The organism is Variovorax sp. W2I14, from assembly GCF_050435205.1.
GTDB lineage: Bacteria > Pseudomonadota > Gammaproteobacteria > Burkholderiales > Burkholderiaceae_C > Variovorax > Variovorax paradoxus_C.
Map to the genome: position 1 here is coordinate 6,313,538 of NZ_JBNDJX010000001.1, position 26,468 is coordinate 6,340,005.

Genomic DNA, 26,468 nt, shown 5'->3' on the forward strand with positions numbered 1-26,468 from the left:
TCTTTGTAGATGGAACGAAATACGGAACGAAAAAATCAGTAGCCCAGCTTGCGCGGCAGCCAGAGCGCAAGCTCGGGGAAGGCGATGACCAGCACCATCACCACGAACATCGAGAACAGCATCCAGCCGACCCAGCGCACGGTCTCTTCCATGCGCACCTTGGCGATGCGGCACGAGACCATGAGGTTCACCGCAAGCGGTGGCGTGAACTGGCCGAGCGCGACCTTGAGCGTGAGGATCACGCCGAACCACACCGGGTCCCACTTGTAGTACTGCACGATCGGCAAAAGCAGCGGCACGAAGATCAGGAAGATCGACACGCCATCGAGGAACATGCCCACGGTGATGAGCAAGAGGATCAGCAGCGCGAGGATGCCGTATTCGCCGAGGCCCGAATTCACGATCGCCCGCGTCACCGGATCGATGATGCCCAGCGTCGAGAGCGAGTACGCGAAGATGCCCGCGAGCGACACCACCAGCAGGATCACCGCCGAGAGCTCGCCCGATTCGCGCAAGATGACGAAGAGGTCGCGCACCTTGATCGTCCGGTGGATGCACATGCCCACGAAGAGGCCGTAGAACACCGCCACCACCGCCGCTTCGGTCGGCGTGAACCAGCCCGCGCGCATGCCGCCCAGAATGAGCACCGGCGCCGCAAGGCCCCAGATCGCTTCGCGAAAGCTCTTCCAGAACGGCGGGCGCGGCAGCGTCGCTTCGAGCGCGCCCATCTTGTGCTTGCGAGCGAGCCACACGGCCGGGATCATCAGCGCCAAGCCGGCCATCACGCCCGGGATCATGCCGGCTGCGAACAGCGCCGGCACCGAGGCGCCGGGCACCAGCACCGAGTACACGATGAACGCGACCGAGGGCGGAATCAGGATGTCGGTGGCCGCCGCGGCGCCCACCACGCTCGCCGAGAACGCGGCCGGGTAGCCGGCGCGCGACATCGCCGCGATCATCACCGCGCCCACGGCGGCGGCGTTGGCCGGCCCCGAACCCGAGATGCCGCCGAGGAACATCGCAACCGCAATCGCCACCAGCGGCAGCATGCCGGGGCCGCGCCCGACGATGGCGACCGCGAAGTTCACGAGCCGCAGCGCCACGCCCGAGCGGTCGAAGATCGAGCCGACCAGCACGAACATCGGAATGGCCAGCAGCGGGTATTTGCCCAGGCCCGCATAGAAGTTCTGCGGCACGGCCAGGAGGCCGAACCACTGGGCGTTGCTGTTGGCGAGTGCGATGCAGGCGGCGCCTGCGAGGCCCAGCGCGGCGCCGATGGGCACGCCCACCAGCATCATCAGCACGAAGGCGACGAAGAGCAGGGTGGCGATCACTTGACGTCGCCCTTGATGTTGTTGGTGCTGTTGCTGTCGCTGCCGTCGGACTGGTAGTTCGTCTTGCGCCCGCGCCGCACCATGAGGCCGATGGCGCGCCCCGCGATGGCGAAGGACACGATCGGCAGCCAGATCGAATACCACCAGGCCGGCAGCCCGATGCCGGGCGTGGTTTCCTCGAAGCGGTAGTCATCCCACACCATGCGGATGCTGAGCGCCCCGATCAGGCCGAAGAGGATGGCGATCATCAGCGCGCCGAACTGCGCCAGGCGCTTGCGCCGCGCCATCGAGCCGCTTTCCGAAAAGTACTCGATGCGGATGTGCCGGTCGCGCGCCACCGCGGCCGAGCCGGCCACCAGCGCCAGCATGATCATGAGGAACACCGAGAACTCCTCGGTCCACGCGAACGACGAGCTGGTGAAGTAGCGCACCAGCACGTTGGCAAAGGTGATGAGCGCCAGCGCGCCCATGATGATGACGGTGAGCCAGTCTTCGATGGCGAGCGGCACCTTGGTGGGTTCGTCGGCGGCTTGGATGTCGGGGGGGAGGGGGCTGGCGGCGTCCAGCGTGGGGCCGGACTCGGGAGGAGTTGTCATCGCAGAAAGGGCAGGTGAGGCAGGCGCCATGTCACCGGGCGGACGCCGGGACGCGGTCCGTACACCTCGACAGGGGGAGCAGCCGCCGATGCTAGAGGGTCGATGACCATTCATGCATCGGGGGTTTCCTTAGCTGGGCTCTCTCTTTCGGGGCTTGGCAAAGGCACGTGATCGCGTAGTTCGTCATGCTGCACGGCCGTGCCTCTATCGATCAAGCGTTGGTCAGAAGGCGCTCTTGACGACACCGCCGTCGACGCGAAGGGCCGCACCCGTAGTCGCCGAGGCGAGCGGGCTTGCCACGTAGGCGACGAGCGACGCCACCTCCTGCGGCGAGGCGAAGCGCTTGATCAGCGAGGTCGGGCGCACGTGGTCGAAGAACTCCGCCTCGACCTGCTCGAAGCTCTTGTCGCTCGAGCGCGCCATGCCTTCCACGAAGTCGCCGACGCCCCGCGATTTCGTCGGTCCTGGAAGGACGCTGTTCACCGTGATGTTCGTGCCGGCGAGCGATTCCGCAAGACCGCGCGACACTGCCAGTTGCGCGGTCTTCGTCATGCCGTAATGGATCATCTCGGTCGGTATCTGCACGGCGCTCTCGCTCGAAATGAAGATGATCCGGCCCCAGTTCGCCCGCTTCATCTGCGGCAGCACCAAGCGCGAGAGGCGAACGCCGCTCAGCACGTTGACGTCGAAGAAGCGCTGCCAGTCTTCATCTGGAATATCTTCGAAGGCCTTGGCCTCGAAGATGCCCAGGTTGTTCACGAGGATGCCGATGCCGGAGTGACGACGCACCGCTTCCTCCGCGACGTCCGCCCGGCTAAGGTCCCCGGCATAGCCGAGCACCGTGCCTTGTGTTTCCGAGCGGATGCGGTCCACCGCTTCGTCGACCGCCGCCTGCGATCTGCCGTTCACGATCACGCTTGCGCCCTCCTCGGCCAGCGTGCGAGCAATCGCATAGCCGATGCCGGCGGTGCTTCCGCTCACCAGGGCGAGCTTTCCATCGAGTTGCAGATCCATCTTGATTCTCCTGGGTTGATTCGACGTTCATGTTCGCTGAGTTCTGCTGCGCGTGCCGCCCGCAGGGTGGCAAGACCCCTCCTACCCATGCTGGGCCAGCAAGCTTTCCTGCTAGCCCAGGAAGTTGACCAAGGCCGGAATGACCTGCTCCGGCGCCTCTTCCATCAACCAGTGGCCGGAGCCTTTGACGATCACGCCCTGCACATGGGTCGCGACCATCTTTCCCTGCTCGATCAGGAAGGTTCCGCCGGCCTTTTCACCGGAGAGCACCAGCATCGGCATGGGCAGTGGCGTCTTGCCCAGTTCGGCGAACTCGGCCGCATCCTGCTCGAAGGCCTTGAAATATTCGAATCCTGCACGCATGCCACCGGGCTGCGCATAGGCCCTGGCGTAGAACTGGCGGTCGGCTTCGGGAACCGAGTGCTTCGGGTCGGCCGCGAAGTCGTTCCAGAAGTGCTCGAAATAGATGCGCTCCCGCCCTTTCACGAGCGCCAGCGGCGTCGCACCGTGGAAATGGAAATGCCACAGGTCGCGCAGGAGCCAGACGTTCTGCCATGCGCCGATGCCGGGCAGGAAGGCGTCCATGAGCACCACCTTGTCGGTCTCCGAAGGAAACTGTGCGGCGTACGCGTAGGCCACCATCAGGCCGATGTCGTGGCCGACGATGCTGACGCTGCGAATGCCCAGCGACCGCACAAGCTCGTGGATGTCGACGGCCATGTTCTTCTTGCCGTAGCCCGTCTCGGGCTTCGATGAGTTACCGGCGCCTCGGAGGTCGGGCACCACCACTGTGTGTGTTTTCGCCAGCAACGGCATCAGCGGGTTCCACATGTGCCCGGTCTCGGCATAGCCGTGCAGCAGCACGACGGTCGGCCCGCTGCCGCCGATGCGGTAGCGGATGCGGGCGCCGTTGACTTCCGCACTGCCCGAACGGAAGCCCGGCACCGTGTCGACGGCAGGAGCCGCGTGCGCGGCGCGGCCCATGCTCAGGGCGGCGCCCACGGCGACGGCACCGCCAAGCAGCGCACGGCGGGTCGGTGCAGAGGGGGCGGCGGGGGTGAGATCGGCGTCGGTCATGTTGAACTTCCTTTCTTTCGGTTTCTGGGATGAGCTGAATTTATGGTTCAGCTTCGCTTCCAGAAAGAGGCCAAAAGTGGTTTACTCATTCAGCTTTTATGAATGATTGGAAGTGGTGCCATGGACCGATTGCGTGCCTACGAGGTATTCGTCACCGTGGTGGCGCGGGGCAGTTTCACCAAGGCGGCCGATGCGCTGGACACCTCGCCGGCCAACGTGACGCGCTACGTCAACGAGCTGGAAGCGCACCTGCGTACGCGGCTCATCAACCGGACATCGCGCCGCCTGTCGCTTACCGAAGGCGGCGAAGCATTGTTCGACCGCGCAAAATCGATCCTTGAAGAAGTCGCGGAGACCGAGGCGCTGGCGACCACCGCCTCCCTCCAGCCGCGGGGGCGTCTGCGCATCAACGCGCCACTGAGTTTTGGCAGCCTCGTGCTGGCGCCGCTGTGGCCGAAGTTCATGGCGAAGTACCCTGATGTCGAGCTCGACGTCGCGCTCATCGACCGCGTGGTCGACATCGTCGAAGAGGGCTACGACCTGGCCATTCGCATTTCTCGGACCTCGTCGGGCAACCACATCGCGCGCCGGCTGGGTCGCTCGCAGAACCTGGTCTGCGCCTCCCCGGGATACCTTTCAAGCCATGGCATGCCCCAGGTACCGGCAGACCTGTCGCGCCACTTGTGCCTCGGCTACACATACGGTGCGACCTCCGACGAGTGGCAGTTCGCCGGCCCCGGGGGGTCGCTGGACTCCGTGCGCGTGCGCTGGGCCCTGCGCGCCAACAATGGCGAAACCGCCCGCGCCGCTGCGCTCGCCGGTGCCGGCGTCATCTGGCAGCCGAGCTTCGTGATCGGAGAGGACTTGCGCACCGGACGGTTGGTCGAGGTCATGCCCGGTTATCACATGCCGCCCGTCGACATCCTGGCGATCTACGCAAGCCGTCGGCATCTCAGCGCCAAGGTGCGGGTGATGGTCGACTTTCTGGTCGATGCTCTTCAAGCGTCGCCGCTGGTGAAAGGCGGGGCGGAAGCGGTGCACACAGAGCCGATCTAAAAGCCCTCGGCGCGTCCGATTTTGAGCTGCGGCTATTTCCGCTTTGGGCGATAGCGGAGGCTCTAGTTGCTATCGAGCGGCAGTGGCCAGAGTGGCTGAAATCCTGTCCGTCTTGGGTCAGTAGGCACCCATGTAGTCGCGCTTACCGATCTCAACACCGTTGTGGCGCAAGATGGCATAGGTGGTGGTCACGTGGAAGAAAAACTGCGGCAGTCCATAGTGCAAAAGATATGCGCCTGCGGTCAGCTTCTTTTCCTTGGGGGTGCCGGGGCGCAATACGATCTCGCGGCTCTCGCTTGAATCAAATTGCTCCGACTTGAAGGAGCCGATATGGGCCAAGGCTTTGGCGATCAACGCTTGCAGGTCGGCGAAGCTGACCTCGGTGTCGGGCCAGGACGGCATCTCGGCACCAGCCAGGCGGGAGGCAATGCCCTTGGAGAAGTCTGCGGCGATCTGTACCTGACGTACCAGCGGAAACATGTCAGGGAACAGCCGCGCCTGCAGCAGCGCATTGGGATCGATATTTTTTTGCGTCGCGTGGTCTTCGGCCTTCTTGAGCACGTCGGACAGGGCGCGCAGCATCTGCTGCAGGACGGGAACGGAGGCGTTGTACAGCGGGCTGGTCATGGTGAGTTCACTTCTAAAATTGGGCGCGATGGCCGGAGTTGGCGTGGCAGAGGCCCTGCCGACCATGTAAGGCTAACAGCACAGGGCGAACCGGATCGCCCCGCTTTTGTGGCCAGCTTTTCTTCCCGCTGGTAGTCGGAGCAGCCGCGTTCGAGGGCAGTTCACCAGCAAGAAGCGGACGCCAATTGCAGACGCACGACACAGACCGCGATCGCTGCACAGCTGTCCTTCGCGTACGCACGCTTCAGATTGACTGTCTGCTGCCGTTCGACACCAGGCAGCGAACGGCGCGGGTGGGCCCATAGCTGAGCTGAAGTTAACCTGCAGCCAACAAACATAAGCGTCGAAGGGTTCTGGAGCCCTTCATGTTCAAAACCTACCCCCCGCTTGCTCGAGATGCCGACCTTTCGTCATGGATAAATTCTTGCTGCAACAGCAGGTGCTGGAACGGCTCGCTGAAGACCTGCTGCAAGCCGAACAGGCAATGCGGGCGGCCCATGAAACGGCGACTCACGAAGAGAACGTCGCCGAAAACAAATACGACACCTTGGGACTCGAAGCCGCCTACCTGGCCACCGGCCAAGCTCGGCGCGCCGAAGCGATCCGCCAGGCGATGGCCAATTGGCGCCAATTCCGCCCGCGTCCCTACGACGCCAGCAAAGGTATACAGCTCGGCGCGCTGGTCTGCCTGGTCGATTCCGACGACAAGCAGCAACAGCTTTTCCTTGGTCCGAATGGGGGCAGCATGACGTTGGTCAGCGGCGCTCAGCTCGTTCAGGTCATCAGCAGCGAAGCACCTTTGGGCAGGGCCATGCTGGGCAAATGCGAGGGTGATGAGGTGTCGATACAGGTGGCTCTGACCCGACGGCAGTTTGAGGTGCTGCGGGTTCATTGAGCCGCAAGCGAGTTCACGCCGATGGGGTGCCTTGCGCAGCGAAATCAAGGAGGAGGTCGAAGGCCGGGGGACATTCGCGGAGCAAGGTACCCCGTCGGCGTGAGCGTCGCCCCGGATGCGAGCAGAAGGACTTCAGTCCATCCAGGACCGCGCCCGGTCCAGATGCTCGCGGCATTCACGCAGCATGTGCTCGATCAGCTCCGCGCAGGTCATGGGGCGTGGGCTGCGTGAGCGCGGTCACGATGCCCAGGCCGCCGACGTTCGACACGGCCGCCGCCAGCTCGGCGCGGCCCACCCACTGCATGCCGCCCTGCACGATCGGATAGAGGATGCCGAGCAGTTCGGTGATGCGGGTCTTCATCCTTCGCCGCACTGCCTACAGCGCCTTGACCAGTTCCGGCACGGCCACGAACAGGTCGGCGACGAGGCCGTAATCGGCCACCGAGAAGATCGGCGCCTCTTCGTCCTTGTTGATCGCAACGATCACCTTGGAATCCTTCATGCCGGCCAAGTGCTGGATCGCACCCGAGATGCCCGCTGCGATGTACAGCTGCGGCGCGACGATCTTGCCGGTCTGGCCCACTTGCCAGTCGTTCGGGGCGTAGCCTGCATCGACGGCTGCGCGGCTGGCGCCCAGGCCTGCGTTGAGCTTGTCGGCCAGGGGCGCCATCACTTCGGTGAACTTCTCGGCGCTGCCGAGGGCGCGGCCACCGGAGACGATGATCTTGGCGGCGGTCAGTTCGGGGCGCTCGCTCTTGGTGACTTCGCGGCCGACGAAGCTGCTCTTGCCGCTGTCGGCAACGCCTTCGGCGGTTTCGACGGTAGCGCTGCCACCGGTAGCGGCTGCGGCGTCGAAGCCAGTCGTACGCACGGTGATCACCTTCGTGGCGTCGCTGCTCTGCACGGTGGCAATCGCGTTGCCGGCGTAGATCGGGCGCTCGAAGGTGTCCGGGCTGTCGACCTTGGTGATGTCGCTGATCTGCGCCACGTCCAGCTTGGCGGCCACGCGCGGGGCGACGTTCTTGCCGTTGGCGGTCGAGGGGAACAGGATGTGGCTGTAGTTGCTGGCGATGGCCAGGACTTGAGCGGCCCCGTTCTCTGCGAGGTTCTCCGCCAGGCTCGGGCTGTCGGCGGCGATGACCTTGGTGACGCCCGCGATCTGCGCAGCAGCCTTGGCGGCTTCAGCGGCATTGGCACCAGCCACCAGCACGTGGACGTCGCCACCGCAAGCCAGCGCTGCAGTCACGGTGTTGAGGGTGGCCGGCTTGATGCTGGCGTGGTCGTGTTCGGCAATAACAAGTGCGGTCATGTTCAGATCACCTTCGCTTCGTTCTTCAGTTTGTCCACCAGCGTTGCAACGTCGGGCACCTTGATGCCGGCACCGCGCTTGGGCGGCTCGCTGACCTTCAGGGTCTTCAGGCGCGGCTTCACGTCCACACCCAGGTCTTCGGGCTTGAAGACATCGAGCGTCTTCTTCTTGGCCTTCATGATGTTGGGCAGCGTGACGTAGCGCGGCTCGTTCAGGCGCAGGTCGGTCGTGATGACCGCGGGCAGCGTGAGCGTCAGAGTTTCCATGCCGCCGTCGACTTCGCGCGCCACGGTGACCTTGTCGGCCGCGAGATCGACCTTCGAGGCGAAGGTGGCTTGGGGCAGGTCAGCCAATGCAGCGAGCATCTGGCCGGTCTGGTTCGCATCGTCATCGATGGCTTGTTTGCCGAGGATGATGAGCTGGGGCTGTTCCTTCTCGACCAGCGCCTTGAGCAACTTGGCAACGGCCAGAGGCTGCAGCTCTTCGGTGGTCTCGACCAGGATGCCGCGATCAGCACCGATGGCCATCGCGGTGCGCAGGGTTTCCTGGCACTTCGCATCGCCGCAGGAGACGGCGATCACTTCGGTGACCACGCCCTTCTCTTTCAGGCGCACAGCTTCTTCGACAGCGATCTCGTCGAAGGGGTTCATGCTCATCTTGACGTTGGCAATGTCCACCCCGGTGCCGTCGCTCTTGACGCGCACCTTCACGTTGTAATCGACGACCCGTTTGACAGGCACAAGAATCTTCATGGTTGTTCCTTCAGAAATCAGATGAGGTTCGTTCACTCGAGCTTCGCGCCCGATTGTTTGATGAGCCGCTCCCACACAGGGCGCTCCTGCTTCCAGGCGGCGGCAAAGAGTTCGGGCGAGCTGTCCTTGAGCTCGAAGCCCATGGCCGCGATGCGCTCGCGCACGTCGGGCTGCTGCGAGGCCTTGCGCACTTCGTCGGCGATGCGGTCCACGATGGGCTTGGGCGTCTTGGCGGGCACCGCGAAGGCGAGCCAGCCGGTGACGCGATAGGCCTCGTCCTTCAGACCCTGTTCGGCGAGCGTCGGCACATCGGGCAGCGCGGCCATGCGGCGTTCGCCGCTCACACCGATGGCCCGCACCTTGCCCGCATCGATGTGCGGCTTGGCCACGAGCGCGCTCGCATAGGCCATCTGGATCTGCCCGCCGATCAGGTCCTGGATCATCGGTGCCTCGCCCTTGTAGGCGACGTGGTTCATGTCGGCCTGCTGCGTAAGGCTCATGTGCGCGCCGGCCAGGTGCGGGTAGGCGCCCACGCCGTAGGAACCGTAGGCGACCTTGCCCTTGTTCGCGGCCACGTACTTCAGGAGCTCCGGCGCGGTCTTCACCGGCACGCTCGGATGCACCACCAGCACCAGCGGACCCATCGCCACCTGGTAGACCAGCGTGAGGTCGCGCTGCGTGTCGTAGGGCAGCTTCTCGTAGAGGAACTCGTTGGTCAGCAGCGCGTTGCTGAGCGAGAACACGACGGTGTAGCCGTCCGGCGCCGACTTGGCGACCGCATCCGTGCCGATGATCCCGGCCGCGCCCGGCTTGTTGTCGATGACGACCGGCTGCCCGAAGCCCGCCGACATCTTCTGGCCCAGCACGCGCGCGAGCACGTCGGTCGCGCCGCCGGCCTGGAAGGGCACGACGAGGCGGATCGGCTTGTTCGGGTAAGGCGCCTGCGCATGAGCGGGCGCCAGCGCGAACAGCGCGGCGGTCGATGCGGCTGCGGCGCAGAGCAACGCGCGGCGGTTGGAGGATGAATGGGTCATGTTTTTTGTCTCCCGTTGGTTTCAGAAACTCTTGAGGTTCAGTTCAGCGCAATGCGCGTCTTGAAGGGCAGCGGCGCCAGCGCCTTCTGCAGCCGGTCCTGCAGCACTGCGGCCAGCGCGCCCGCCGCGGTGGCGTCGATCTGCACGTGCACGAGGCTTTCGCCTTCGGTGGTCACCGATGGCAATGCGGCATCGCTCGCGCCGAGTTCGGCGCACAGTTCGGCGACCGTCGCGGCCACCACCTGCCGAGCGGCCATCGCGCGCAGCTCGGGCTTGTAGATCTTGCCGACGTTGGTCATCGGCATCGCGCCGATCACCGACACCCACTTGGGCTTGGCGGGCGCTTCGTCCACGCGCGCGGCGGTGAAGGCGAGCAGTTCCTCTTCGGTGGCCGCGGCGCCGGGCACCAGCGTCGCGAAGATCACCGGCAGCTCGCCCGCGTAGGCATCGGGCGCGCCTACTGCGGCGCACAGCTGCACCGCAGGGTGCGCGCCGAGCGCGTCCTCGATGGTCTTCGGGTCGATGTTGTGGCCGCTGCGGATGATCAGGTCCTTCGAACGGCCGGTGAGGTTGAGCCGCTCCTCGCTGTCCATCCAGCCGAGGTCGCCGGTGGCGAGCCAGCCGTCGGCGGTGAAAGCTTTCGCGTTGTCCACCGGATCGACGAAACCCGAGAACACGTTGGGCGACTTGAAGAGCACCATGCCCTGCTCGCCGGGCGCCACGTCGCGGTCGCTCGCGTTGCCGCTCTCGTCGAGCGCGACGATGCGTATCTGCGAGTACGGCAGTCGAAAGCCGACGCAACCGGCCGGCCCGTTCACGCCGGGCGGCGTGATGGTCGAGATGCCGGCCATTTCCGTCATGCCCAGGCTCTCGTGCACATGCAGGCCGAAGAGGCGCTCGAAGCGCGCGGCCAGCTCGGGCGCGAGCACGGCCGCGCCGGTGCGGCAATAAGTGATCGAGGAAATGTCCGCGCCATCGAGCGGCACGTTCGCGAGCGCCGCGAGCACCGTGGGCACGGCCGAGAGCGAGGTCGGCCGGTACTTCGCGACCAGCTTCCAGTAGTTGGCCAGCACCTCCTTGTTGCGCAGCAGCGAGGGCGTTGGAATGATCACCTCCACGCCCGCCGACAGCGCCGAGAGCGAAGCCGGCAGCACGCCCGCCACATGGAAGAGCGGATAGCCGTTGATCGAGATGCCGTTCTCGTTCATGCCCGCGAGCTGCACGCTGGCCCAGGCGGTGAACACCTGCGCACCGTGGCTGTGGCGCGCGAGCTTGGGCGCGCCGGTGGTGCCGCCGGTGTGGAAGTAGGCGGCGATGTCGGTAGGCGCGATGTCGCGGCCGCTCACGAGGTGGTCGCTCGGTTGGGCCGCGCGCAGCACGTCGAACTCGGCCACGCTTTCGGGCAGCGCGCCCGCGGCGCCGGGCGCTTCGTCGTGCGGCGCCACGCGCAGCACGGTCGTGAGCGTGGGCACCTGGCCGCGCAGGCGCATCGCCTTCGACCACATGCCCGATTCGGCGTCCGAGCCGTAGGCGATCAGCACCTTCGCGCGCGCCGCGGTCATCAGCGCAACCAGCTTCTCGTCGGTCAGCAATGGGTTCAGCGGCTGCACGATGCCGGCCGCTTCGCCGCCCCAGAGCGCGAGGTGGTATTCGAGGCAGCCGGGCAGCAGCACCGCGACCGCGTCCTGGGGCCCGACGCCCAGCGTGTGCAGCAGGTTCGCGGTCTGGTGGATGCCCGCGAGCAGTTGGGCATACGACCAGCGGATCGGCTCGTCCGCCGGGTTGCCGCTGCGCAAGAAGGTCAGCGCCGTCTTGTCGCCGAACGCCGCGCCGGAATTGCGGAACAGTTCGTAGGTGCTGCGCACCGTGAGCGCTTCTTCGAGCGACGTTTCTTCCAGCCGCCGGATGTCGGCGAGGCCGCGCACCGGGAACAGGGGGCGGAACGGCGCAGCGGCCGTCTTCTTGTTGTTGTTGTTGTTGTTGTTGTTGCCTGTCATGTTGTCTCCTTGATGTCGTCTTGCGGGCCGCGCGCGAAGCGCCCTGTTTTACTGGTTCGTGATCTTGTTGTCGCGAATGACCTTGCCCCAGCGTTCGAAGTCCTGCCGCATGCGAACGCCGGTCTGCTCGGGCGTGCGGTAGGCCGCGAAGGAGCCGACGCTCTCGAGCTTTTCCTGCACCTGCTTGTCGGCCAGCGCGGTCTTGAGCTCGGCGCTCATGCGGTCGATCACGTCCTTGGGCGTGCCGGCCGGCGCGAGCAGGCCGCCCCACGAGGTCGCATCGAAACCGGGGAAGCCTTGCTCGGCCACCGTCTTCACGTCGGGCAGCAGGCTCACGCGCTGACCCGAGCCGACGGCGATGGCGCGCAGCTTTTCCGCGCGGATGTGCGGCAGCACGGCCACGAGGTCCGAGAACATCGCGGGCACCTGGCCGCCGATGAGGTCGGTCACGGCCGGCGCGCTGCCGCGGTAGGGCACGTGCTGCATGTCGAACTTGCCGATGGTCTTGAGTTGTTCGGTCGTCAGGTGGCCGAAGCTGCCGGCGCCGGCCGTCGTGTAGTTGAGCTTGCCGCCCTCGGCCTTGGCCTTGGCGATCAGGCCCTGGAGATCGGTCACGTCGGGCAGCGATTTCGGGTTCACCACCAGCACGATCGGCAGGTCGTACACCGAGCCCACGGGCGTGAAGTTCTTGAAGATGTCGTAGCTGGTCGGGCCGTAGAGGTGCGAAGCCAGCAGCGTGGGCGTGGCGAGCATCACGAAGGTGTAGCCATCCGACGGCGCGCGTGCCGCGGCGGCTGCGCCCACGGTGCCCGAGGCGCCGCTGCGGTTGTCGATGACGATGTTCTGCTTGAGCGCGACCGACATCTTCTGCGCCACGATGCGCGAGGCCACGTCGGTCGGGCCGCCGGGCGGGAAGGGCACGATCAGCGTGATCGGCTTGGCGGGCCAGGCCTGCGCGAAGGCGCTGCCGGCGATGAGGGGAAGGGCCAGGGCGACGAATGCACGGCGAACGGGATTGCGGAGGGAACGGAAAGCGGAACGGGAAACGAGGGAGGCCATGGACTTCAGTTGCTACTTCTTCAGGGGATCAGGAATGCAGGCGCGTCTCGTCAGACGACGCCACTTGTTTTCAGCGCGGCCAGCTTGTCGTCCGACAGGCCGAGCAGGGACTGGAGCACGTCGTGCGTGCCTTCGCCCAGGGTGGGCGGCGCGCTGCGCACCGGCAGGCGCTCGCCGTCGAAACGGTAGGGCGGCGCCAGCACGTTGACCGTGCCGGCCACCGGATGCGGCTGCGTGGTCACGAGGCCCGCATCGGTCGCTCGCTTCGATTGCAGTGCTTCGAGCAGGCCCAGCACTTCGCCGCACGGAATGCCCGAGGCGGTGAGCTTGGCGAGCAGGTCGACGCGCTGGCGCTTCGCGAGTTCGGCGTGCAACTCGGGCAGCAGCACCGCGCGGTTCGCCGAACGCAGGATGTTGGTCTTGAAGCGCTCGTCGGCCGCGAGGTCGGGGCGGTCGATCACGTCGGTGCAGAAGCGTGCGAACTGCGCGTTGTTGCCCACGGTGATGACCAGCGGGCCGTCGGCCGCATCGAACACGCCGTAGGGGACGATCGACGGGTGCGAGTTGCCGTAGCGCGGCGGGTCTTCGCCCATCAGCAGCGCTTCGAGGCCGTAGTAGGCGGTGATCATCAGGCCGCAGTCGAAGAGAGCCATCTCCACATGCCGGCCCGCGCCGGTCTTCTCGCGCTGGTAGAGCGCCGCGAGGATCGCCTGCGCCGAGTACATGCCGGTGAAGAGGTCGACCGCCGCGACGCCGAACTTCAGCGGCGGCTGGTTCGCTTCGCCGTTGAGCGCCATCAAACCAGCTTCACCTTGCACCACGAGGTCGTAGCCGGGCCTCGCGGCTTCGGGGCCGGTGCGGTCGTAGCCCGAGATCGAGCAGTAGATGAGGCCCGGATGCTCCTTGCTCAACTGCTCGTAGCCGAGGCCCAGCTTGTCGATGCCGCCGAACTTGAAGTTCTGGATCACCACGTCGCATTGCTTCGCAAGGTCGCGCGCGATCTGCTGGCCTTCGGGCGTCTGCAGGTCGAGCGTGACCGAGCGCTTGTTGCGGTTCACGCTGTTGAAGTAGGCCGTCTCGGTCTTGCCGACGCGCAGGCCCCAGTCGCGCGTGTCGTCGCCGCGGCCCGGGTGCTCGACCTTGATCACCTCGGCGCCCATGTCGGCCAGCACCATGCCGCACCAGGGGCCCGCGAGGATGCGGGACAGATCGAGGACGCGCACGCCGGCGAGCGGCAGCGAGGAATTCAGCAGTGGCATGAGGGCTCCAGGAAGACGTGAGAGCGGATTGGGTTCCAGGAAATCGCTCCAGACCCGTTCACGCTGAGCTTGTCGAAGCGCCGCGCAAGGCTTCGACAAGCTCAGCCCGAACGGTTCTGGTTCGGAGGGAATGAGGCACAGGCTTCAGGACGCGTCCTGCTTCTTGTGACGCAGTGCGGCGAAGTCGGTCTTGCGCTTGCCGAGGAAGGCGCCGATGCCTTCGGCCGCTTCGGCATCCGCCTGCGACTCGACCATGTACACCGCCTCGGCTTCGAGTTGTTCTTCGAGCGTCGCCCGGTGCGCCTGGCGGCACAGCGTCTTGATGCGTGCGCTCGCGCGCTGCGGACCTTCGGCCACCTTCGCCGCGAGCGCGATGGCTTCGGCCAGCGCCGCGCCCTTGTCGGTCAGGCGGTTGACCGCGCCCAGCGCATGCAGGCGCTCGGCCGGCATGCGGTCGCCGGTGAGGCACATCTCGGTGAGCACCTGGCGCGAGACGAATTCCGCGAGGAAGGCGGTCGCGCCGCCGTCCGGCGTGAGGCCGACCTTGACGTAGGCCACCGTGTAGAACGCATCGCGCGCCGACACCAGCATGTCGCATGCGAGCGCCATCGAGAGGCCCGCGCCGGCCGCGCCGCCTTCCACGGCCGCGATCACCGGCTTGCCGCAATCGCGGATCGCGCGGATCAGGTTGTGCAGGCCTTCGAGTTTTTCGCGGCGTTCCGAAGCGGGCAACTCGCGGCGCTTGGCGAGCAAGTTCAAGTCGCCGCCCGAGCAGAAGAAATCGCCCGCGCCGGTGAAGACGATGGCGCCGATTTCCGGGTCGTTCTGCGCATCGGCGAGGGCGGCGGAGAGTTCGGCATACAGCGTCGGCGTGATCGCGTTGCGCGAGCCGGGGTTGCTGTTCGTCAGGATGCGGACCGCGCCCTGCTGCGAGATCAGAACCGTCTTGTCCGTCATGCCGCCACCTCCTTGCTGGACTCTTTGCCCAAGGCGATGTAGCGCTGCAGATGATGGTCTTCGTCGCCGAGCTGGTGGTCGATCATCACGAGCCGCTTGGCGTAGTGCGGCAGCGGCAGCTCCCACGTCATGCCGATGCCGCCGTGCATCTGGATGCTTTCTTCGGCCACCAGCGCGCCGATGCGGCCGATGCTGAACTTGGCGGCCGACAGCGCGCGCTCGCGCGCCACGCGGTCGGTGCCGTCGATGGCGGCCGCGGCGTTGATGACCGCCGAGCGGGCCTGTTCGATCTCGAGCAGCAGGTCGGCCATGCGGTGCTGCAACGCCTGGAAGCTACCGATGAGGATGCCGAATTGCTTGCGCGTGCGCAGGTACTCCAGCGTCGCGGTCTTGGCGGCTTCCATCGCGCCGACGGCTTCGGCGCAGAGCGCGAGCACGCCGCGGCCGATGGCGCGTTCCAGCGTTGCGGCGCCCTGGCCTTCGGTGCCGAGCAATGCGTCGGCGCCGAGCTTCACGCCGTCGAGCGTGAGTTCGGCGACGCGGCCGCCGTCGATGGCGGGGCAGCCGCGCACCGTGAGGCCTGCGGTCTTCGCGGGCACGAGGAACAGCGAGATGCCGGCTTCGTCGTCCACGTTGCCAGAGGTGCGCGCCGAAACGAGGAACAGGTCGGCCTGCTCGCCCTGCGGCACGACGGCCTTGGCGCCGTTCAGCACCCAGCCGTCGCCGCTGCGCTCGGCGCGGGTCGAAACGCGTGTGCGTTCGTAATGCGTGTCGGCTTCGTCATGCGCGAAGGCCGCGACGGTGACCCCGTTGATGATGTCGCCGAGCTTTTCTTTCTGCGCATCGCTGCCGGCGGCGCTGAGCGCTTCGCCGACCATGACGGCGCCCAGCAGCGGCTCGACCACGAGGCCGCGGCCCAGCGCTTCGAAGACCACGGCGATGTCGAAGCCGCCGCCTCCGAAGCCGCCGTCGGCTTCGCTGAACAGTGCGCCGATGACGCCGAGTTCGGCGAACTGCTGGAAGATTTCCTTGCTGAAACCGTGCGCCGACTTCGCGATGCGATCGCGCGCATCGAAGGCGTACTGCTCGGCGATGAAGCGGTTCAGGCTGTCGGCGAGCATGCGCCGGTCTTCGGTGTGTTCGAAGTTCATTGCATGTCTCCTTTACAGGCCAAGAATCATCTTGGAGATGATGTTCTTCTGGATTTCATTCGAGCCGCCGAAGATCGACAGCTTGCGGTTGTTGAAGTAGCGCGCGGCGGCGGCCTTCGCGTAGGCCGGACCGAAGGTCTCGCCATCGAAGCCGTCGTGCAGCGCTTCCTCGACGAAGGGGCGGCCGTAGACGCCCATCGCGCGGCGGGCCAGCGAAGAAATCTCCTGGCGGATTTCCGTGCCGCGAATCTTCAGCATAGAACTCTCCGCACCGGGCACGCCACCGCCGGCCACTGCCGCGATCACGCGCAGGTTCGTCGTCTTCATGTTCTCCAGATCGATCTCGACACGCGCCATGCGCGCGGCGAATGACGGGTCTTCGGCGAGCGGCTTGCCGTTCTTCACCTGCTTCGCGGCAATGCCCTTGAGCTGTTCGAGGGCGGCCACCGAGAAGCCCACGCCCGCGATGTTGGTGCGCTCGTAGGTCAGCAGGTACTTGGCGCAGGTCCAGCCCTTGTTCTCTTCGCCCACGAGGTTCTCGGCCGGCACGCGCACGTCGGAGAAGAACACCTCGTTCACTTCATGCTCGCCGTCGAGCGTGATGATCGGTCGCACTTCGACGCCGGGCGAGGTCATGTCGATCAGGAGGAAGCTGATGCCTTCCTGCTTCTTCGCCTCGCGGTTGGTGCGCACCAGGCAGAAGATCATGTTGGCGTGCTGGCCCAGCGTGGTCCAGGTCTTCTGGCCGTTCACGAGGTAGTGGTCGCCCTGCGCGTCGATGCCGCGCACCGCAGAGGTCTTCACCGCCGCGAGGTCGGAGCCCGCGCCGGGTTCCGAGTAGCCCTGGCACCACCAGTCCGAGCCATCGAGGATGCGCGGCAGCCAGCGCTGCTTCTGCGCCTCGTTGCCGTACTTGATGAGCACCGGCCCCAGCATGTTCACGCCGAAGGGCACGATGCGCGGCGCGAAGGCGAGGGCGCATTCGTGTTCGAAGATGAACTTCTCCACCGCCGTCCAGCCCGGGCCGCCGTACTGCTCGGGCCAGTGGTTGGCGAGCCAGCCGCGCGCGTTGAGGATGGCGTGCCACTCCTGCATGTCGGCCTTGCTGAGGATCTGGCCGCCGCTGACTTTCGCCGAGAGGCGCACGGGCAGCTTGTCGGCGAGGAAGGCGCGCACTTCCGCGCGAAAGGCTTCTTCTTCGGGGGTGAAGTTCAGGTCCATCGAAGGCTCCTCAATAAATTTCAAAGAGGCCGGCCGCACCCATGCCGCCGGCGATGCACATCGTGACCACCGCGTACTTCGCACCGCGGCGCTTGCCTTCGATGAGCACGTGGCCCGTGAGCCGCGCACCGGTCATGCCGAAGGGGTGGCCGATGGAGATCGCGCCGCCGTTCACGTTGAGCAGCTCCGACGGAATGCCCAGCTTGTCCTGGCAGTAGATCGACTGCGAGGCGAAGGCTTCGTTGAGTTCCCAGAGGCCGATGTCCTCGACCTTGAGACCATGGCGCGCAAGCAGCTTGGGCACCGCGAACACCGGGCCGATGCCCATTTCGTCGGGCTCGCAGCCCGCCAGTGCGAGGCCGCGGAAGGCGCCCAGCGGCTTGATGTTGGCGCGCTCCGCGTCCTTCGCTTCCATCAGCACGCAGGCCGAGGCGCCGTCAGAGAGCTGCGAGGCGTTGCCGGCGGTGATGAACTTGTCCTCGCCCATCACGGGCTTGAGCTTGGCGAGCGCTTCGTAGGTGGTGCCGCGGCGGTTGCAGTTGTCTTCGGTGGCGGTGACTTCGCGGTGGGTGACTTCCTTGGTCTCCTTGTCGGTCACGGCCATCGTGGTGGTGCAGGCGACGATCTCGTCCTTGTAGCGGCCGGCGAGCTGCGCTTCTTCGGTCTTGCGCTGGCTCTCGGCGGAGAAGCGGTCCTGCGCCTCGCGGCTGATGTTATAGCGCTTGGCGACGATGTCGGCCGTGTCGATCATCGCCATGTAGAGCTCGGGCTTGTGCTCGACGATCCACGGGTCCAGGCTGAGGTCGCCGCCATCGCCGGGGCTGCGGCCGCGGATCTGCGAAATGCTTTCGACGCCGCCCGCGATCATGGCCGGCGCACCGTCCACCACGATGCGGCCCGCGGCCATCGCGATCGCCTGCAGGCCCGAGGCGCAGAAGCGGTTCACCGTGGTGCCGGCGATGCTGATCGGCAGGCCCGAACGGATGATCGACTGGCGCGCGATGTTGCGGCCCGTGGTGCCCTCGGGGTAGCCGCAGCCGAGGATCGCGTCCTCAATCAGTGCCGGGTCCAGCCCCGAGCGTTCGACTGCGGCCTTCACCGCGAAAGAGGCCAGCGTGGCGCCGGGCGTGATGTTGAATTCGCCGCGGTGCGCCTTGGTCAGCGGGGTGCGGGCGGTGGAAACGATGACGGCTTCACGCATGGGAGTGCTCCTGTTTATTCGGATTGGTTCAAGCTCGAGAAATCGGCGCCGCGTTCGACCAGCTCGACCAGCAGCGGCGAAGGCTTCCAGAAGATCGGGTCTTCCTTCGCGAACTCGCGGATGTCGGCCAGCACCGTGGCAAGGCCCACGGTGTCGGCGTACTTCATCGGGCCGCCGCGGTGGCGCGGAAAGCCGTAGCCGTAGAGGAAGGTCACGTCCACGTCGAGCGGGCGCAGCGCGATGCGCTGGAGCACGACGTTCGCGCCTTCATTCACCATCGCGGCCATGTAGCGGCGGATGATTTCCTCGTTCGTGAAGCTGCGCCGAACGATGCCCGCGCGTTCGCGCTCGGCGTCGATGATGGCGAGCACCGCCGGGTCGGGCGTGCCGGTGCGTGCGCCTTCGGGATAGAGGTAATAGCCGCGCTGCGTCTTCTGGCCGAACCAGCCGCGCTCGCAGATGCGGTCGGCAATCTGCACGTAGCGCGCCTGCGGATCGCGCGTGGCGGCCTTGCGCTTGCGCGTGGCCCAGCCGATGTCGCCGCCGGCCAGGTCCGACACCTGGAACGGGCCCATCGGGTAGCCGAACTCGCGCACCGCTTCGTCGATCTGGTAGGGCGAGGCGCCGTCTTCCATCATGTGGTCGGCCGCCTGGCGGTACACCGCGAGGATGCGGTTGCCGATGAAGCCGTCGCACACGCCCGCGCGCACCGGCACCTTCTTCAATTTCTTCGCGAGCTCGAAGCCGGTGGCCACCACGTCGGCGCTCACCTTGGCGGGCACCACGATCTCCAGCAGCTTCATGATGTTGGCCGGAGAGAAGAAGTGCAGGCCCACCACGTCCTGCGGGCGCTTGATGCTCGCGGCGATCTCGTCGATGTCCAGGTACGAGGTGTTGGTGGCCAGCACGGCGCCGGGCTTGCACACGCGGTCGAGTTCGGCGAACACGGCCTTCTTCACGCCCATCTCCTCGAACACGGCTTCCACGACGATGTCGACGTTGGCCAGCGCGTCATACGACGTGGAGCCGCTGAAGCGCGCCATCACCGCGGCCTTGGCATCGGGCGTCATGCGGCCCTTGGCGATGAGGCCGTCGTACACCTTCTCGACATGCTGGCGGCCGCGCGCGAGGCTGGGCTCGTCGCGCTCGATCATGGTCACGGGCAGGCCCGCATCGAGCATTGCCACCGCGATGCCCGCGCCCATGGTGCCGCCGCCGACGATGCCGGCCGATTCGAGCTTGCGCGGGCTGGCGGACTTGGTCTCGGGCGCCTTGAGCACTTCGCGCTCGGCGAAGAAGGCGTGGATGAGTCCGGCGCGCTGCGGGCTGTCGATGCACTGCATGAAGAGCTTGCGCTCCAGCGCCATGCCTTCGTCGAAGGGCAACGTGAGCGCGCCCTCGACGGCTTCGATGATCTTCATCGGCGAGAAGAGGCCGCGGCTCTTCTTGGCGGTGTCGGCGCGCGCGGCTTCGAGCGCGGCGCGGCTGGCGTCCTTGTCGGCGAGGCCGGTCGCTTCGCGCGTGCGGCGCACCGGGGCCTTGGCGGCGACGAGTTCCTCAGCGTAGGCGAGGCCTTCGGCGCACGCGTCGGCTTCGGTGCCGAGGCGGTCGATGAGGCCGAGCGACAGCCCCTCTTTCGCGCCCGCATGGCGGCCGCTGAGCATCAGTTCGAGCGCGGGCTTCACGCCGATGAGGCGCGGCGCGCGCTGCGTGCCGCCCGAGCCGGGCAGAAGTCCGAGCGCCACTTCGGGCAGTCCCAGCTTGGCAGTGGGCGAGGCGATGCGGTAGTGCGCCGAGAGCGCCACCTCGAGCCCGCCGCCGAGCGCCGCGCCGTGGATGGCGGCGACGACCGGCTTCGTGCAGTTCTCGATCGCAAGGCACGCCTCGGGCAGCGACGGTGCCTGCGGCGGCTTGCCGAATTCGCGGATGTCCGCGCCCGCGATGAAGTTGCGGCCGGCGCCGACGATCAGCACCGCCTTGGCCGCGCTGTCGGTCTCGGCTGCGGCGATCGCGGTCACGAGGCCACGGCGCACATCCACGCCCAGGGCGTTGACGGGCGGGTTGTCGATGGTCACCACGAACACGTCGCCAAGACGTTCGAAGGTGACGGGACCGGAGGACGTGGAAGGGCTCGGAGTGGTGGTGGCCATGTGCTTGTCTCTTGCGTTGGCGGGCCCTCGACGCGGATGGATTCGCGAGGGGCCCGAGGCTCTGGGGGTGAACCCCGCATTCTTGGCCCGCATTGCGGCTTTGACAATTGCATAGACGGTTGACAGACTGTCAAAGGATTTTTGACACAATCGTTAAATGGACCTTCAATCGCTCACCCTGCTGGTGGAAATCCTTGACGCCGGCAACCTGAGCGCCGCGGCGCGCCGGCTCAAGATGAGCCGCGCCAACGTCAGCTACCACCTGAACCAGCTGGAGCGCTCGGTCGGCGCACAACTCGTGCGGCGCACCACCCGGCGCGCAGAGCCGACCGAAATCGGCCTCAGGCTCTACCAGCATGGGGTGGCCATCCAGACCGAGTTGCTGGCCGCGCGCGAGTCGGTCACCACGCTGGGCGAAGGCCTGCAGGGCCGTGTGCGGCTGAGCGTGCCCAGCGGCTACGGGCAGTTGGTGATGGCCGACTGGCTGATCGACTTCAAGCGCCAGTACCCCGGCATCGTGCTGGACGTGGTGTTCGAGAACCGCATCGAGGATCTGCTGCGCGACGAAGTCGACATCGCGGTGCGCGTGATTCCCGAGCCGCCGCAGAACCTGGTGGCGCGCGACTTGGGGCCGGTGCGCTACGTGGCGTGCGCCTCACGCGACTACGCGGAAAAACATCCGCTGCCCGTGCAGCTCGACGAACTGCAGGGCGCGCCCGTGGTCACCGCCGCGGTCATCGGCCGGCAACTGCGCGTGTCGGCCTACCAGGGTGAAACGCGGCGCGAGGTGATCCTGGAGCCGACGCTGATTTCAGAGAATTTCCTGTTCCTGCGCCAGGCGATCCTCGCGGGCCTGGGCATCGGCCTCGTGCCCGACTACGTGGTGCAGGAAGACGTGCGCAAGGGCGAGGTGCTGACCACGCTGGACGACTGGCGCCTCAGCATCTTCGGCACGCAGATGTTCATGCTCTACATGCCGAACCGCCAGCACACGCGCGCGATCCGTACCTTCATCGACTTCATCCTGGAGCGGGCCCGGGCGGCCGGTGCGCCGCCGGGCGATCAGTCGCAGCGGTAGATCACTTCCCCGGCGGGGACCTGCGCGGCCGGGATTTCCGAGCCTGCAGCGCTCAGGAAGCGCATCGGCGCACCGAAATTGCGGCAGTAGTTTTCCGCGTCCTGCGCGCTGGGCGACTTGAGCACGCCGTCGTTGAGAAAGGTGACCCGGGGCGCGGGGCGCGACACGCATCCTGCGGCCAGGGCGGTGGCGACGAGAACAAAAAGGGCGGGTGAAGCGGCGCATCGTGAACGCGCATCGCTGCGCACGGTGGTGGAAAGAAAAGAAGTGCGCGACTTTAGCGGCTGTAGAGCCCCACCACGCTCTGCCCGCCCAGCGCGTGCCCCTTGAGCGCCGCGAGCAGCGCATCGCGCGTGAGCCCGGCCGGCAGCGCGCCCGGCGCCAGGTCGGATGCGACCACCGTCAGCACGTAATGGTGCGGATGGTCGCCCACCGGCGGGCACATGCCGCGGTAGGCCGTCGCGCCCGCCACGTTCGTGCCCACGGTGAAGCCGCCCGTCTCGTTCGCCTTGAGCTGGCCGCGCTCGGCCGGGATGTTGTAGGCCACCCAGTGCGAGACGCCCAGGCCCATCGCGCCGTCCGGATCGGACAGCAGCACCGCGACCGACTTCGCCTTGGCGGGCAACTGCGTCCAGGCCACGGGCATCGAGACGTTCTTGCCGCCGCAGTCGCCGACCCCGGCGTGCTCGGCGGGAATGGTGCCGTTGTCGGCGAAGGCGGTGGATGTGACCTTCATGCCGGTGGGCGCCTTGCCGCCGGTGGCGGGGGCCATGGCGCCGCAACCCGAGAGAAGCGCCGCAAGTGCAATGGCGGAGATGGAGAGGGTGTGCATGTGTTTTCCAGGGTGGTTGTTGTCGATCAATCGGTGAGCCACACCTGGCCCTCTGCATCCTCGCGCAGCGCCACGGGCGTGAGCCGCGCGCCGCGGCAGGGGCCGCCGACGCATTTGCCGGTGTCCGGCTCGAAGATCGCGCCGTGCCGCGCGCACATCAAGAAGCGGCCCGAGCTTTCGAGGACCTGGCCCTCGAAGTCGAGCGGGCCGCCGGCGTGCGGGCATTGGTTGAGGTAGCCGTGGACGGCGCCGTGCCAGCGCACAGCGAAAGCCGATGCGCCATCGGGCATGGTGAACGTCGCGGCCAGCCCGCCATCGGCGAGGGCGGCGGCAACAAGGCGGGGGGTTGCGGAGTCGTGCGGAAGCGCAGGTGTCATCTGCCGCCGAGCGTAGCCCAAGGTTCAGGCGCTGCGCAATGCGCGGCGCGCGCCCGTGTCGTCCACCGGCGCATCGAGCGGGCCGAGCCGCCGCATCTTGTCGTACAGCGTCTTGCGCGGCACACCCAGCCGCTCGGCCGCGGCCGCCGCGCTGCCGCCGCAGGCCTCCAGCGCCTCGTGGATCAGGTAGCGCTCGAACTGCGCCATCTGCTCGTCGAGCGTGCGCGAGCCTTGCGCGGTGCTGAGGATGCCGCCATTTCCGTCGCTGTACCCATCCCAGAGGCCGAGCACGAAGCGGTCGGCGATGTTGCGCAGCTCGCGCACGTTGCCTGGCCATGCGTGCGCCATCAACTCCTGCAGGTGGCGCGGCGTGACCACCGGCAGCTCGCGCTCGTGGCGCAGCGCCGCCTGCATCGCGAAGTGGGTGAACAGCAGCGGAATGTCCTCGCGGCGCTCGCGCAGCGGCGGCAGCTGCAGCACCACCACGCTCAGGCGGTAGTACAGGTCGTCGCGGAAGGTCCTGGCGCGCGCGGCCTCCAGCAGGTCGGCCTTGGTGGCGGCGACCACGCGGCTGTCCATCGGCCGCAGCTCGTTGGAGCCCAGGCGCTCGTACTGGCGTTCCTGCAGCGTGCGCAGCATCTTCACCTGCAGGTTCATCGGCATGGTCTCGATCTCGTCCAGGAAGAGCGTGCCGCCGCGCGCATGCTCGATCTTGCCGATGCGCCGCTTGGCCGCGCCGGTGAAGGCGCCGGCCTCGTGGCCGAACATCTCGCTCTCGAAGAGCGCCTCGGGCATGCCGCCGCAGTTGATGGCCGCGAAGTGGCCCTCGCGCCGCCGCCCGTGGTCGTGCAGGCAGCGCGCCACCAGCTCCTTGCCTGTGCCCGTCTCGCCGAGGATCAGCACGTCGGCGTCGGTCGTGGCGACGTCCAGCACCAGCCGGCGCAGGCGCTGCATGGCTGAGGAGCGGCCGATGAGCTTGGCCTCGATCGCCTCGTAGCTTGCGAGCTTGCGGCGCAGGAGGTCCACCTCCAGGCTCAGCGCGCGTTTCTCCAACGCGCGCTCGACCACCTCGGTGAGCTGTTCGGGCGAGAAAGGCTTCTCGATGAAGTCGTAGGCGCCCAGCCGCATCGCGTGCACCGCCATCGTGATGTCGCCGTGCCCGGTCACCAGGATCACGGGCAGCGTCGCATCGATCTTCAGCGCATGCGAGAGCAGCGCCAGGCCGTCCATGCCCGGCAGCTTCACGTCGGTGACCAGCACGCCGCCAAAGCCCGGCACCACGCGCGGCATCACCTGCTCGGCCGAGCCGAAGCCCGACACCCGCAGGCCCGCCAGCTGCAGCGCCTGGGTACTGCCCATGCGCACCGCGGGATCGTCCTCGACGAACAGCACTTCGAGTTCTTCTTCAGCCATGGGGATTTGCTCCGCGCGGTCCGTTGCGCAATGTGACGATGAATGCCGCGCCGCCGAGCTCGCTCTCGCCGGCGCGCAGGAGCCCGCCGAAGTCGCGCACGATGCCCGCGGATATGGCCAGGCCCAGGCCGAGCCCGAGGCCCTGCTCCTTGGTGGTGAAGAAGGGCTCGAACAGGCGCGGCATCACCTCCATCGCGATGCCGTTGCCGTTGTCGTGCACTTCCACGGTGGCCCCCTCGGGCGTGCTGCGCGCGACGATGCGCACGCGCCGCAGGCTCGCCCCACCGGTCGCGGTGGCATCGAATGCATTGGCCGCCGTGGCGTCGAACGCATTGGCCAGCAGGTTGACGAGCACCTGCTCCAGCCGGTTGCCCTCGCACAGCGCATACAGGTGCGGCTCGATCGCCTGCTCCAGCTGGATGTGCTCCTGGCGGATGCGCTGGTCCAGCAAAAAGAGCGCATCGGCGATCACGTCGGCCAGCGCCACCGAGCGCATCGCGACCGCCGAGCGGCGCGCGAATTTCTTCAGCTGCGCGGTGATCTGCCCCATGCGGTCGGTCAGCTGGCAGATGGTGCGCAGGTTCAGGTCCACCTGCGAGGATTGCCCCCGCTCCAGGTACACCACCGCGTTGGCCGAGAGCGTGCGCAGCGCCGCCAGCGGCTGGTTGAGCTCGTGCGTGATGCCCGCGGACATCTGGCCCAGCACGGCCATCTTGCCGGTCTGCACGAGGTCGTCCAGCGTGGTCTTCAGGATCTCCTCGGCACGCTTGCGCTCGGCGATCTCGGTCTGCAGGTGCAGGTTGGCCTCGCTCAGCGCCTCGGTGCGCAGCTGCACCTTGTGCTCGAGTTCGTCGTAGGCGCCCTGCAGCGCCTCGCGCGCGGCCAGCCGCTGGTGCACGATGCGCCTGCGCTGCTGGAAGTACAGCACCAGGAGCGTGAGGAAGACCAGCGCGAACACCGTGGCCAACGCGCTCGTGCGCGCGAGCGCATGCACCGGCTTCATGTCCGACAGCATGATGAGCTTCCAGTCGGTGCCGTCCACCGGGCGGCTGTCCAGCAGGTAGTCGGGCCCGAAGGCGTCGCCGCCCGACGCGCGGCCGGCCTCCCCCCGGCTCAGCTGCACCACCATGCCGGCGCCGCCCGACAGCGGCCGGTGCTCGCGCATGTCGATGGGCGTGAGCGAGCCGGCCTCGGTGTACTGGCGCGTCTGCGCGAGCTGCTGCAGCGTTTCGCTGGAGAGCGGCCGCAGCGCGCGGAACTTCCAGCCCGCGTCCGACGAGAGGAACACCACGCCGTTGCCGTCCACCGCGAGCACCTTGTCGGCCGACTGCGACCAGGTGGCGTCGAGCTTGTCCAGGTTGACCTTCACCGTCGCCACGCCGAGCTGCCGGTCGCCGTCGGGAATGCCGAACGAGAAGTAGTAGCCCGGTTCGCGGCTCACCGTGCCGATGCCGTAGAAGCGCCCCGGCACGCCGCGCACCGCGTCCTGGAAGTAGGGGCGGTAGGAGAAGTTCATGTCCACGAAGCTGCCCTGCTGGTTCCAGTTGCTCGCGGCCAGCGTGAGGCCCTTGGCATCCATCACGTAGAGGGCCGAGGCCTGGGCGTGCGCATTGACGGTTTCCAGGTAGACGTTGGCGTTGAACTGCAGGCTGCTGTCGCCGGGGCTTCGCAGCAGGTCGAGCACGTCGGGGCTGAGCGACAGCACCTGCGGCAGGTATTCGTAGCGGCTCAGTTCGCTGCGCAGGCTGGTCGAATAGATGTCCAGCCGGTGCAGCGTGCCCTGCTGCAGCGAGCGGATGCCGGCGCGCTCGCCCACGACATAGGCGAGCGCCCCGCCCGCGCCGATGAGGCAGAGCCAGATGCCGACGGCCGTCCAGCGGCGCCAGCGTGCGGCCTGCGGCGCACCGGCGGGCGCGGACGCCGCATCGCCGCCGGCGGGAAAGCGCGCCAGCACGGCCTTGTCGCGCAGCTCGCCCGGCGATCCGGCAAAGCCGGGCCGGTACGGCGCGGAGAGCTTCAGCATGGCACGGCCTGCCGCAAGGAGCATTGACACGGGAACGGGAAGCGGAGGTCCGCCGG

At 67.1% G+C, this 26,468-nt stretch carries 24 protein-coding genes and 1 pseudogene; 3 read left to right on the plus strand and 22 right to left on the minus strand.

Annotation, left to right across the window (positions count from 1 at the left end; genetic code table 11):
* Nucleotides 1–35 precede the first annotated feature (35 nt).
* From QF040_RS29465 to QF040_RS29480, 4 genes are all read right to left on the minus strand, one after another.
* A complete protein-coding gene (locus QF040_RS29465) occupies nt 36–1,334 on the minus strand; it encodes a TRAP transporter large permease (protein ID WP_429613899.1) in 1,299 nt (432 codons plus the stop codon).
* On the minus strand, nt 1,331–1,930 hold the full coding sequence (locus tag QF040_RS29470; protein WP_429613900.1) for a TRAP transporter small permease: 600 nt from the start codon (nt 1,928–1,930) through the stop codon (nt 1,331–1,333). Before QF040_RS29470 ends, QF040_RS29465 begins: the two co-directional genes overlap by 4 nt.
* Nucleotides 1,931–2,152: 222 nt before the next feature.
* Nucleotides 2,153–2,944: an SDR family NAD(P)-dependent oxidoreductase gene (locus QF040_RS29475; RefSeq protein ID WP_429613901.1), complete on the minus strand. Its 792-nt coding sequence runs from the start codon at nt 2,942–2,944 to the stop codon at nt 2,153–2,155.
* Nucleotides 2,945–3,055: 111 nt separating this feature from the next.
* Nucleotides 3,056–4,021: an alpha/beta fold hydrolase gene (locus tag QF040_RS29480; protein ID WP_429613902.1), complete on the minus strand. Its 966-nt coding sequence runs from the start codon at nt 4,019–4,021 to the stop codon at nt 3,056–3,058.
* Between the two features lie 120 nt (nt 4,022–4,141).
* Between QF040_RS29480 and QF040_RS29485 the strand changes: the two genes are divergently transcribed.
* Nucleotides 4,142–5,077: a LysR substrate-binding domain-containing protein gene (locus QF040_RS29485; protein ID WP_429613903.1), complete on the plus strand. Its 936-nt coding sequence runs from the start codon at nt 4,142–4,144 to the stop codon at nt 5,075–5,077.
* A 117-nt stretch (nt 5,078–5,194) separates the two neighbouring features.
* Here the strand turns inward: QF040_RS29485 and QF040_RS29490 are convergent, their stop codons facing one another.
* Nucleotides 5,195–5,704, minus strand: a complete 510-nt coding sequence (locus QF040_RS29490) for a DUF1993 domain-containing protein (protein WP_429613904.1) — start codon at nt 5,702–5,704, stop codon at nt 5,195–5,197.
* Nucleotides 5,705–6,116: 412 nt separating this feature from the next.
* Here QF040_RS29490 and QF040_RS29495 point away from each other — a divergent pair, with 412 nt between their 5' ends.
* Nucleotides 6,117–6,599, plus strand: coding sequence for a GreA/GreB family elongation factor (locus tag QF040_RS29495; protein ID WP_429613905.1), 483 nt, complete (start codon nt 6,117–6,119; stop codon nt 6,597–6,599).
* 205 nt (nt 6,600–6,804) lie between these two features.
* On the opposite strand, the pseudogene QF040_RS29500 reads toward QF040_RS29495, so the two are convergent.
* From QF040_RS29500 to QF040_RS29555, 12 genes and pseudogenes are all read right to left on the minus strand, one after another.
* Nucleotides 6,805–6,960 (minus strand): annotated as a pseudogene (locus QF040_RS29500) (nitronate monooxygenase); the annotation flags it as partial.
* Nucleotides 6,961–6,975: 15 nt separating this feature from the next.
* A complete protein-coding gene (locus QF040_RS29505) occupies nt 6,976–7,908 on the minus strand; it encodes an electron transfer flavoprotein subunit alpha/FixB family protein (protein WP_429613906.1) in 933 nt (310 codons plus the stop codon).
* Nucleotides 7,909–7,910: 2 nt separating this feature from the next.
* Nucleotides 7,911–8,660 (minus strand): electron transfer flavoprotein subunit beta/FixA family protein, encoded by a 750-nt coding sequence (locus tag QF040_RS29510; RefSeq protein WP_429613907.1) that lies wholly within the window; start codon nt 8,658–8,660, stop codon nt 7,911–7,913.
* Between the two features lie 32 nt (nt 8,661–8,692).
* The gene (locus tag QF040_RS29515; protein WP_429613908.1) at nt 8,693–9,694 is read right to left on the minus strand and encodes a Bug family tripartite tricarboxylate transporter substrate binding protein; all 1,002 of its coding nucleotides are present in this window, start codon (nt 9,692–9,694) and stop codon (nt 8,693–8,695) included.
* A gap of 38 nt (nt 9,695–9,732) precedes the next feature.
* A complete protein-coding gene (locus QF040_RS29520; RefSeq protein WP_429613909.1) occupies nt 9,733–11,691 on the minus strand; it encodes an acyl-CoA synthetase in 1,959 nt (652 codons plus the stop codon).
* Nucleotides 11,692–11,739: 48 nt separating this feature from the next.
* The gene (locus tag QF040_RS29525; RefSeq protein WP_429613910.1) at nt 11,740–12,750 is read right to left on the minus strand and encodes a Bug family tripartite tricarboxylate transporter substrate binding protein; all 1,011 of its coding nucleotides are present in this window, start codon (nt 12,748–12,750) and stop codon (nt 11,740–11,742) included.
* 50 nt (nt 12,751–12,800) lie between these two features.
* Nucleotides 12,801–14,009, minus strand: a complete 1,209-nt coding sequence (locus QF040_RS29530; RefSeq protein WP_429613911.1) for a CaiB/BaiF CoA transferase family protein — start codon at nt 14,007–14,009, stop codon at nt 12,801–12,803.
* 144 nt (nt 14,010–14,153) lie between these two features.
* The gene (locus QF040_RS29535) at nt 14,154–14,966 is read right to left on the minus strand and encodes an oxepin-CoA hydrolase, alternative type (RefSeq protein WP_429613912.1); all 813 of its coding nucleotides are present in this window, start codon (nt 14,964–14,966) and stop codon (nt 14,154–14,156) included.
* The gene (locus QF040_RS29540) at nt 14,963–16,117 is read right to left on the minus strand and encodes an acyl-CoA dehydrogenase family protein (protein WP_429613913.1); all 1,155 of its coding nucleotides are present in this window, start codon (nt 16,115–16,117) and stop codon (nt 14,963–14,965) included. Before QF040_RS29540 ends, QF040_RS29535 begins: the two co-directional genes overlap by 4 nt.
* Nucleotides 16,118–16,129: 12 nt before the next feature.
* Nucleotides 16,130–17,338 (minus strand): acyl-CoA dehydrogenase family protein, encoded by a 1,209-nt coding sequence (locus tag QF040_RS29545; protein WP_429613914.1) that lies wholly within the window; start codon nt 17,336–17,338, stop codon nt 16,130–16,132.
* Nucleotides 17,339–17,348: 10 nt separating this feature from the next.
* Nucleotides 17,349–18,539: an acetyl-CoA C-acyltransferase gene (locus tag QF040_RS29550; protein ID WP_429613915.1), complete on the minus strand. Its 1,191-nt coding sequence runs from the start codon at nt 18,537–18,539 to the stop codon at nt 17,349–17,351.
* Between the two features lie 14 nt (nt 18,540–18,553).
* Complete coding sequence (locus QF040_RS29555; RefSeq protein WP_429613916.1) at nt 18,554–20,689, minus strand: 3-hydroxyacyl-CoA dehydrogenase NAD-binding domain-containing protein; 2,136 nt, start codon at nt 20,687–20,689, stop codon at nt 18,554–18,556.
* A 157-nt stretch (nt 20,690–20,846) separates the two neighbouring features.
* Here QF040_RS29555 and QF040_RS29560 point away from each other — a divergent pair, with 157 nt between their 5' ends.
* The gene (locus QF040_RS29560; RefSeq protein ID WP_013539344.1) at nt 20,847–21,767 is read left to right on the plus strand and encodes a LysR family transcriptional regulator; all 921 of its coding nucleotides are present in this window, start codon (nt 20,847–20,849) and stop codon (nt 21,765–21,767) included.
* Here the strand turns inward: QF040_RS29560 and QF040_RS29565 are convergent.
* From QF040_RS29565 to QF040_RS29585, 5 genes are read right to left on the minus strand one after another with little or no spacing between them, the layout of a single operon-like run.
* Entirely contained in the window at nt 21,752–22,015 is a 264-nt protein-coding gene (locus QF040_RS29565) for a hypothetical protein (protein WP_429613917.1), read from the minus strand. The genes QF040_RS29560 and QF040_RS29565 overlap by 16 nt on opposite strands.
* Nucleotides 22,016–22,044: 29 nt before the next feature.
* Complete coding sequence (locus tag QF040_RS29570) at nt 22,045–22,599, minus strand: YbhB/YbcL family Raf kinase inhibitor-like protein (RefSeq protein WP_429613918.1); 555 nt, start codon at nt 22,597–22,599, stop codon at nt 22,045–22,047.
* Between the two features lie 26 nt (nt 22,600–22,625).
* Nucleotides 22,626–22,976 (minus strand): Rieske (2Fe-2S) protein, encoded by a 351-nt coding sequence (locus tag QF040_RS29575; protein WP_429613919.1) that lies wholly within the window; start codon nt 22,974–22,976, stop codon nt 22,626–22,628.
* Nucleotides 22,977–23,000: 24 nt separating this feature from the next.
* Nucleotides 23,001–24,389 carry a sigma-54-dependent transcriptional regulator gene (locus QF040_RS29580; RefSeq protein ID WP_429613920.1) on the minus strand — a complete coding sequence of 463 codons (1,389 nt, stop codon included), beginning with the start codon at nt 24,387–24,389 and terminating at the stop codon, nt 23,001–23,003.
* A complete protein-coding gene (locus QF040_RS29585) occupies nt 24,382–26,412 on the minus strand; it encodes a sensor histidine kinase (RefSeq protein ID WP_429613921.1) in 2,031 nt (676 codons plus the stop codon). Before QF040_RS29585 ends, QF040_RS29580 begins: the two co-directional genes overlap by 8 nt.
* Between the last annotated feature and the right edge of the window lie 56 nt (nt 26,413–26,468).

Bases quoted from the DNA above. Each gene is read 5' to 3' on its own strand.
- QF040_RS29560 (WP_013539344.1), top strand. From the start codon at position 20,847: ATGGACCTTCAATCGCTCACCCTGCTGGTGGAAATCCTTGACGCCGGC.
- QF040_RS29525 (WP_429613910.1), bottom strand. From the start codon at position 12,750: ATGGCCTCCCTCGTTTCCCGTTCCGCTTTCCGTTCCCTCCGCAATCCC.
- QF040_RS29545 (WP_429613914.1), bottom strand. From the start codon at position 17,338: ATGGACCTGAACTTCACCCCCGAAGAAGAAGCCTTTCGCGCGGAAGTG.
- QF040_RS29520 (WP_429613909.1), bottom strand. From the start codon at position 11,691: ATGACAGGCAACAACAACAACAACAACAACAACAAGAAGACGGCCGCT.
- QF040_RS29530 (WP_429613911.1), bottom strand. From the start codon at position 14,009: ATGCCACTGCTGAATTCCTCGCTGCCGCTCGCCGGCGTGCGCGTCCTC.
- QF040_RS29485 (WP_429613903.1), top strand. From the start codon at position 4,142: ATGGACCGATTGCGTGCCTACGAGGTATTCGTCACCGTGGTGGCGCGG.
- QF040_RS29540 (WP_429613913.1), bottom strand. From the start codon at position 16,117: ATGAACTTCGAACACACCGAAGACCGGCGCATGCTCGCCGACAGCCTG.
- QF040_RS29515 (WP_429613908.1), bottom strand. From the start codon at position 9,694: ATGACCCATTCATCCTCCAACCGCCGCGCGTTGCTCTGCGCCGCAGCC.
- QF040_RS29535 (WP_429613912.1), bottom strand. From the start codon at position 14,966: ATGACGGACAAGACGGTTCTGATCTCGCAGCAGGGCGCGGTCCGCATC.
- QF040_RS29510 (WP_429613907.1), bottom strand. From the start codon at position 8,660: ATGAAGATTCTTGTGCCTGTCAAACGGGTCGTCGATTACAACGTGAAG.
- QF040_RS29475 (WP_429613901.1), bottom strand. From the start codon at position 2,944: ATGGATCTGCAACTCGATGGAAAGCTCGCCCTGGTGAGCGGAAGCACC.
- QF040_RS29555 (WP_429613916.1), bottom strand. From the start codon at position 20,689: ATGGCCACCACCACTCCGAGCCCTTCCACGTCCTCCGGTCCCGTCACC.
- QF040_RS29570 (WP_429613918.1), bottom strand. From the start codon at position 22,599: ATGCACACCCTCTCCATCTCCGCCATTGCACTTGCGGCGCTTCTCTCG.
- QF040_RS29505 (WP_429613906.1), bottom strand. From the start codon at position 7,908: ATGACCGCACTTGTTATTGCCGAACACGACCACGCCAGCATCAAGCCG.
- QF040_RS29585 (WP_429613921.1), bottom strand. From the start codon at position 26,412: ATGCTGAAGCTCTCCGCGCCGTACCGGCCCGGCTTTGCCGGATCGCCG.
- QF040_RS29580 (WP_429613920.1), bottom strand. From the start codon at position 24,389: ATGGCTGAAGAAGAACTCGAAGTGCTGTTCGTCGAGGACGATCCCGCG.
- QF040_RS29480 (WP_429613902.1), bottom strand. From the start codon at position 4,021: ATGACCGACGCCGATCTCACCCCCGCCGCCCCCTCTGCACCGACCCGC.
- QF040_RS29575 (WP_429613919.1), bottom strand. From the start codon at position 22,976: ATGACACCTGCGCTTCCGCACGACTCCGCAACCCCCCGCCTTGTTGCC.
- QF040_RS29490 (WP_429613904.1), bottom strand. From the start codon at position 5,704: ATGACCAGCCCGCTGTACAACGCCTCCGTTCCCGTCCTGCAGCAGATG.
- QF040_RS29470 (WP_429613900.1), bottom strand. From the start codon at position 1,930: ATGACAACTCCTCCCGAGTCCGGCCCCACGCTGGACGCCGCCAGCCCC.
- QF040_RS29495 (WP_429613905.1), top strand. From the start codon at position 6,117: ATGGATAAATTCTTGCTGCAACAGCAGGTGCTGGAACGGCTCGCTGAA.
- QF040_RS29550 (WP_429613915.1), bottom strand. From the start codon at position 18,539: ATGCGTGAAGCCGTCATCGTTTCCACCGCCCGCACCCCGCTGACCAAG.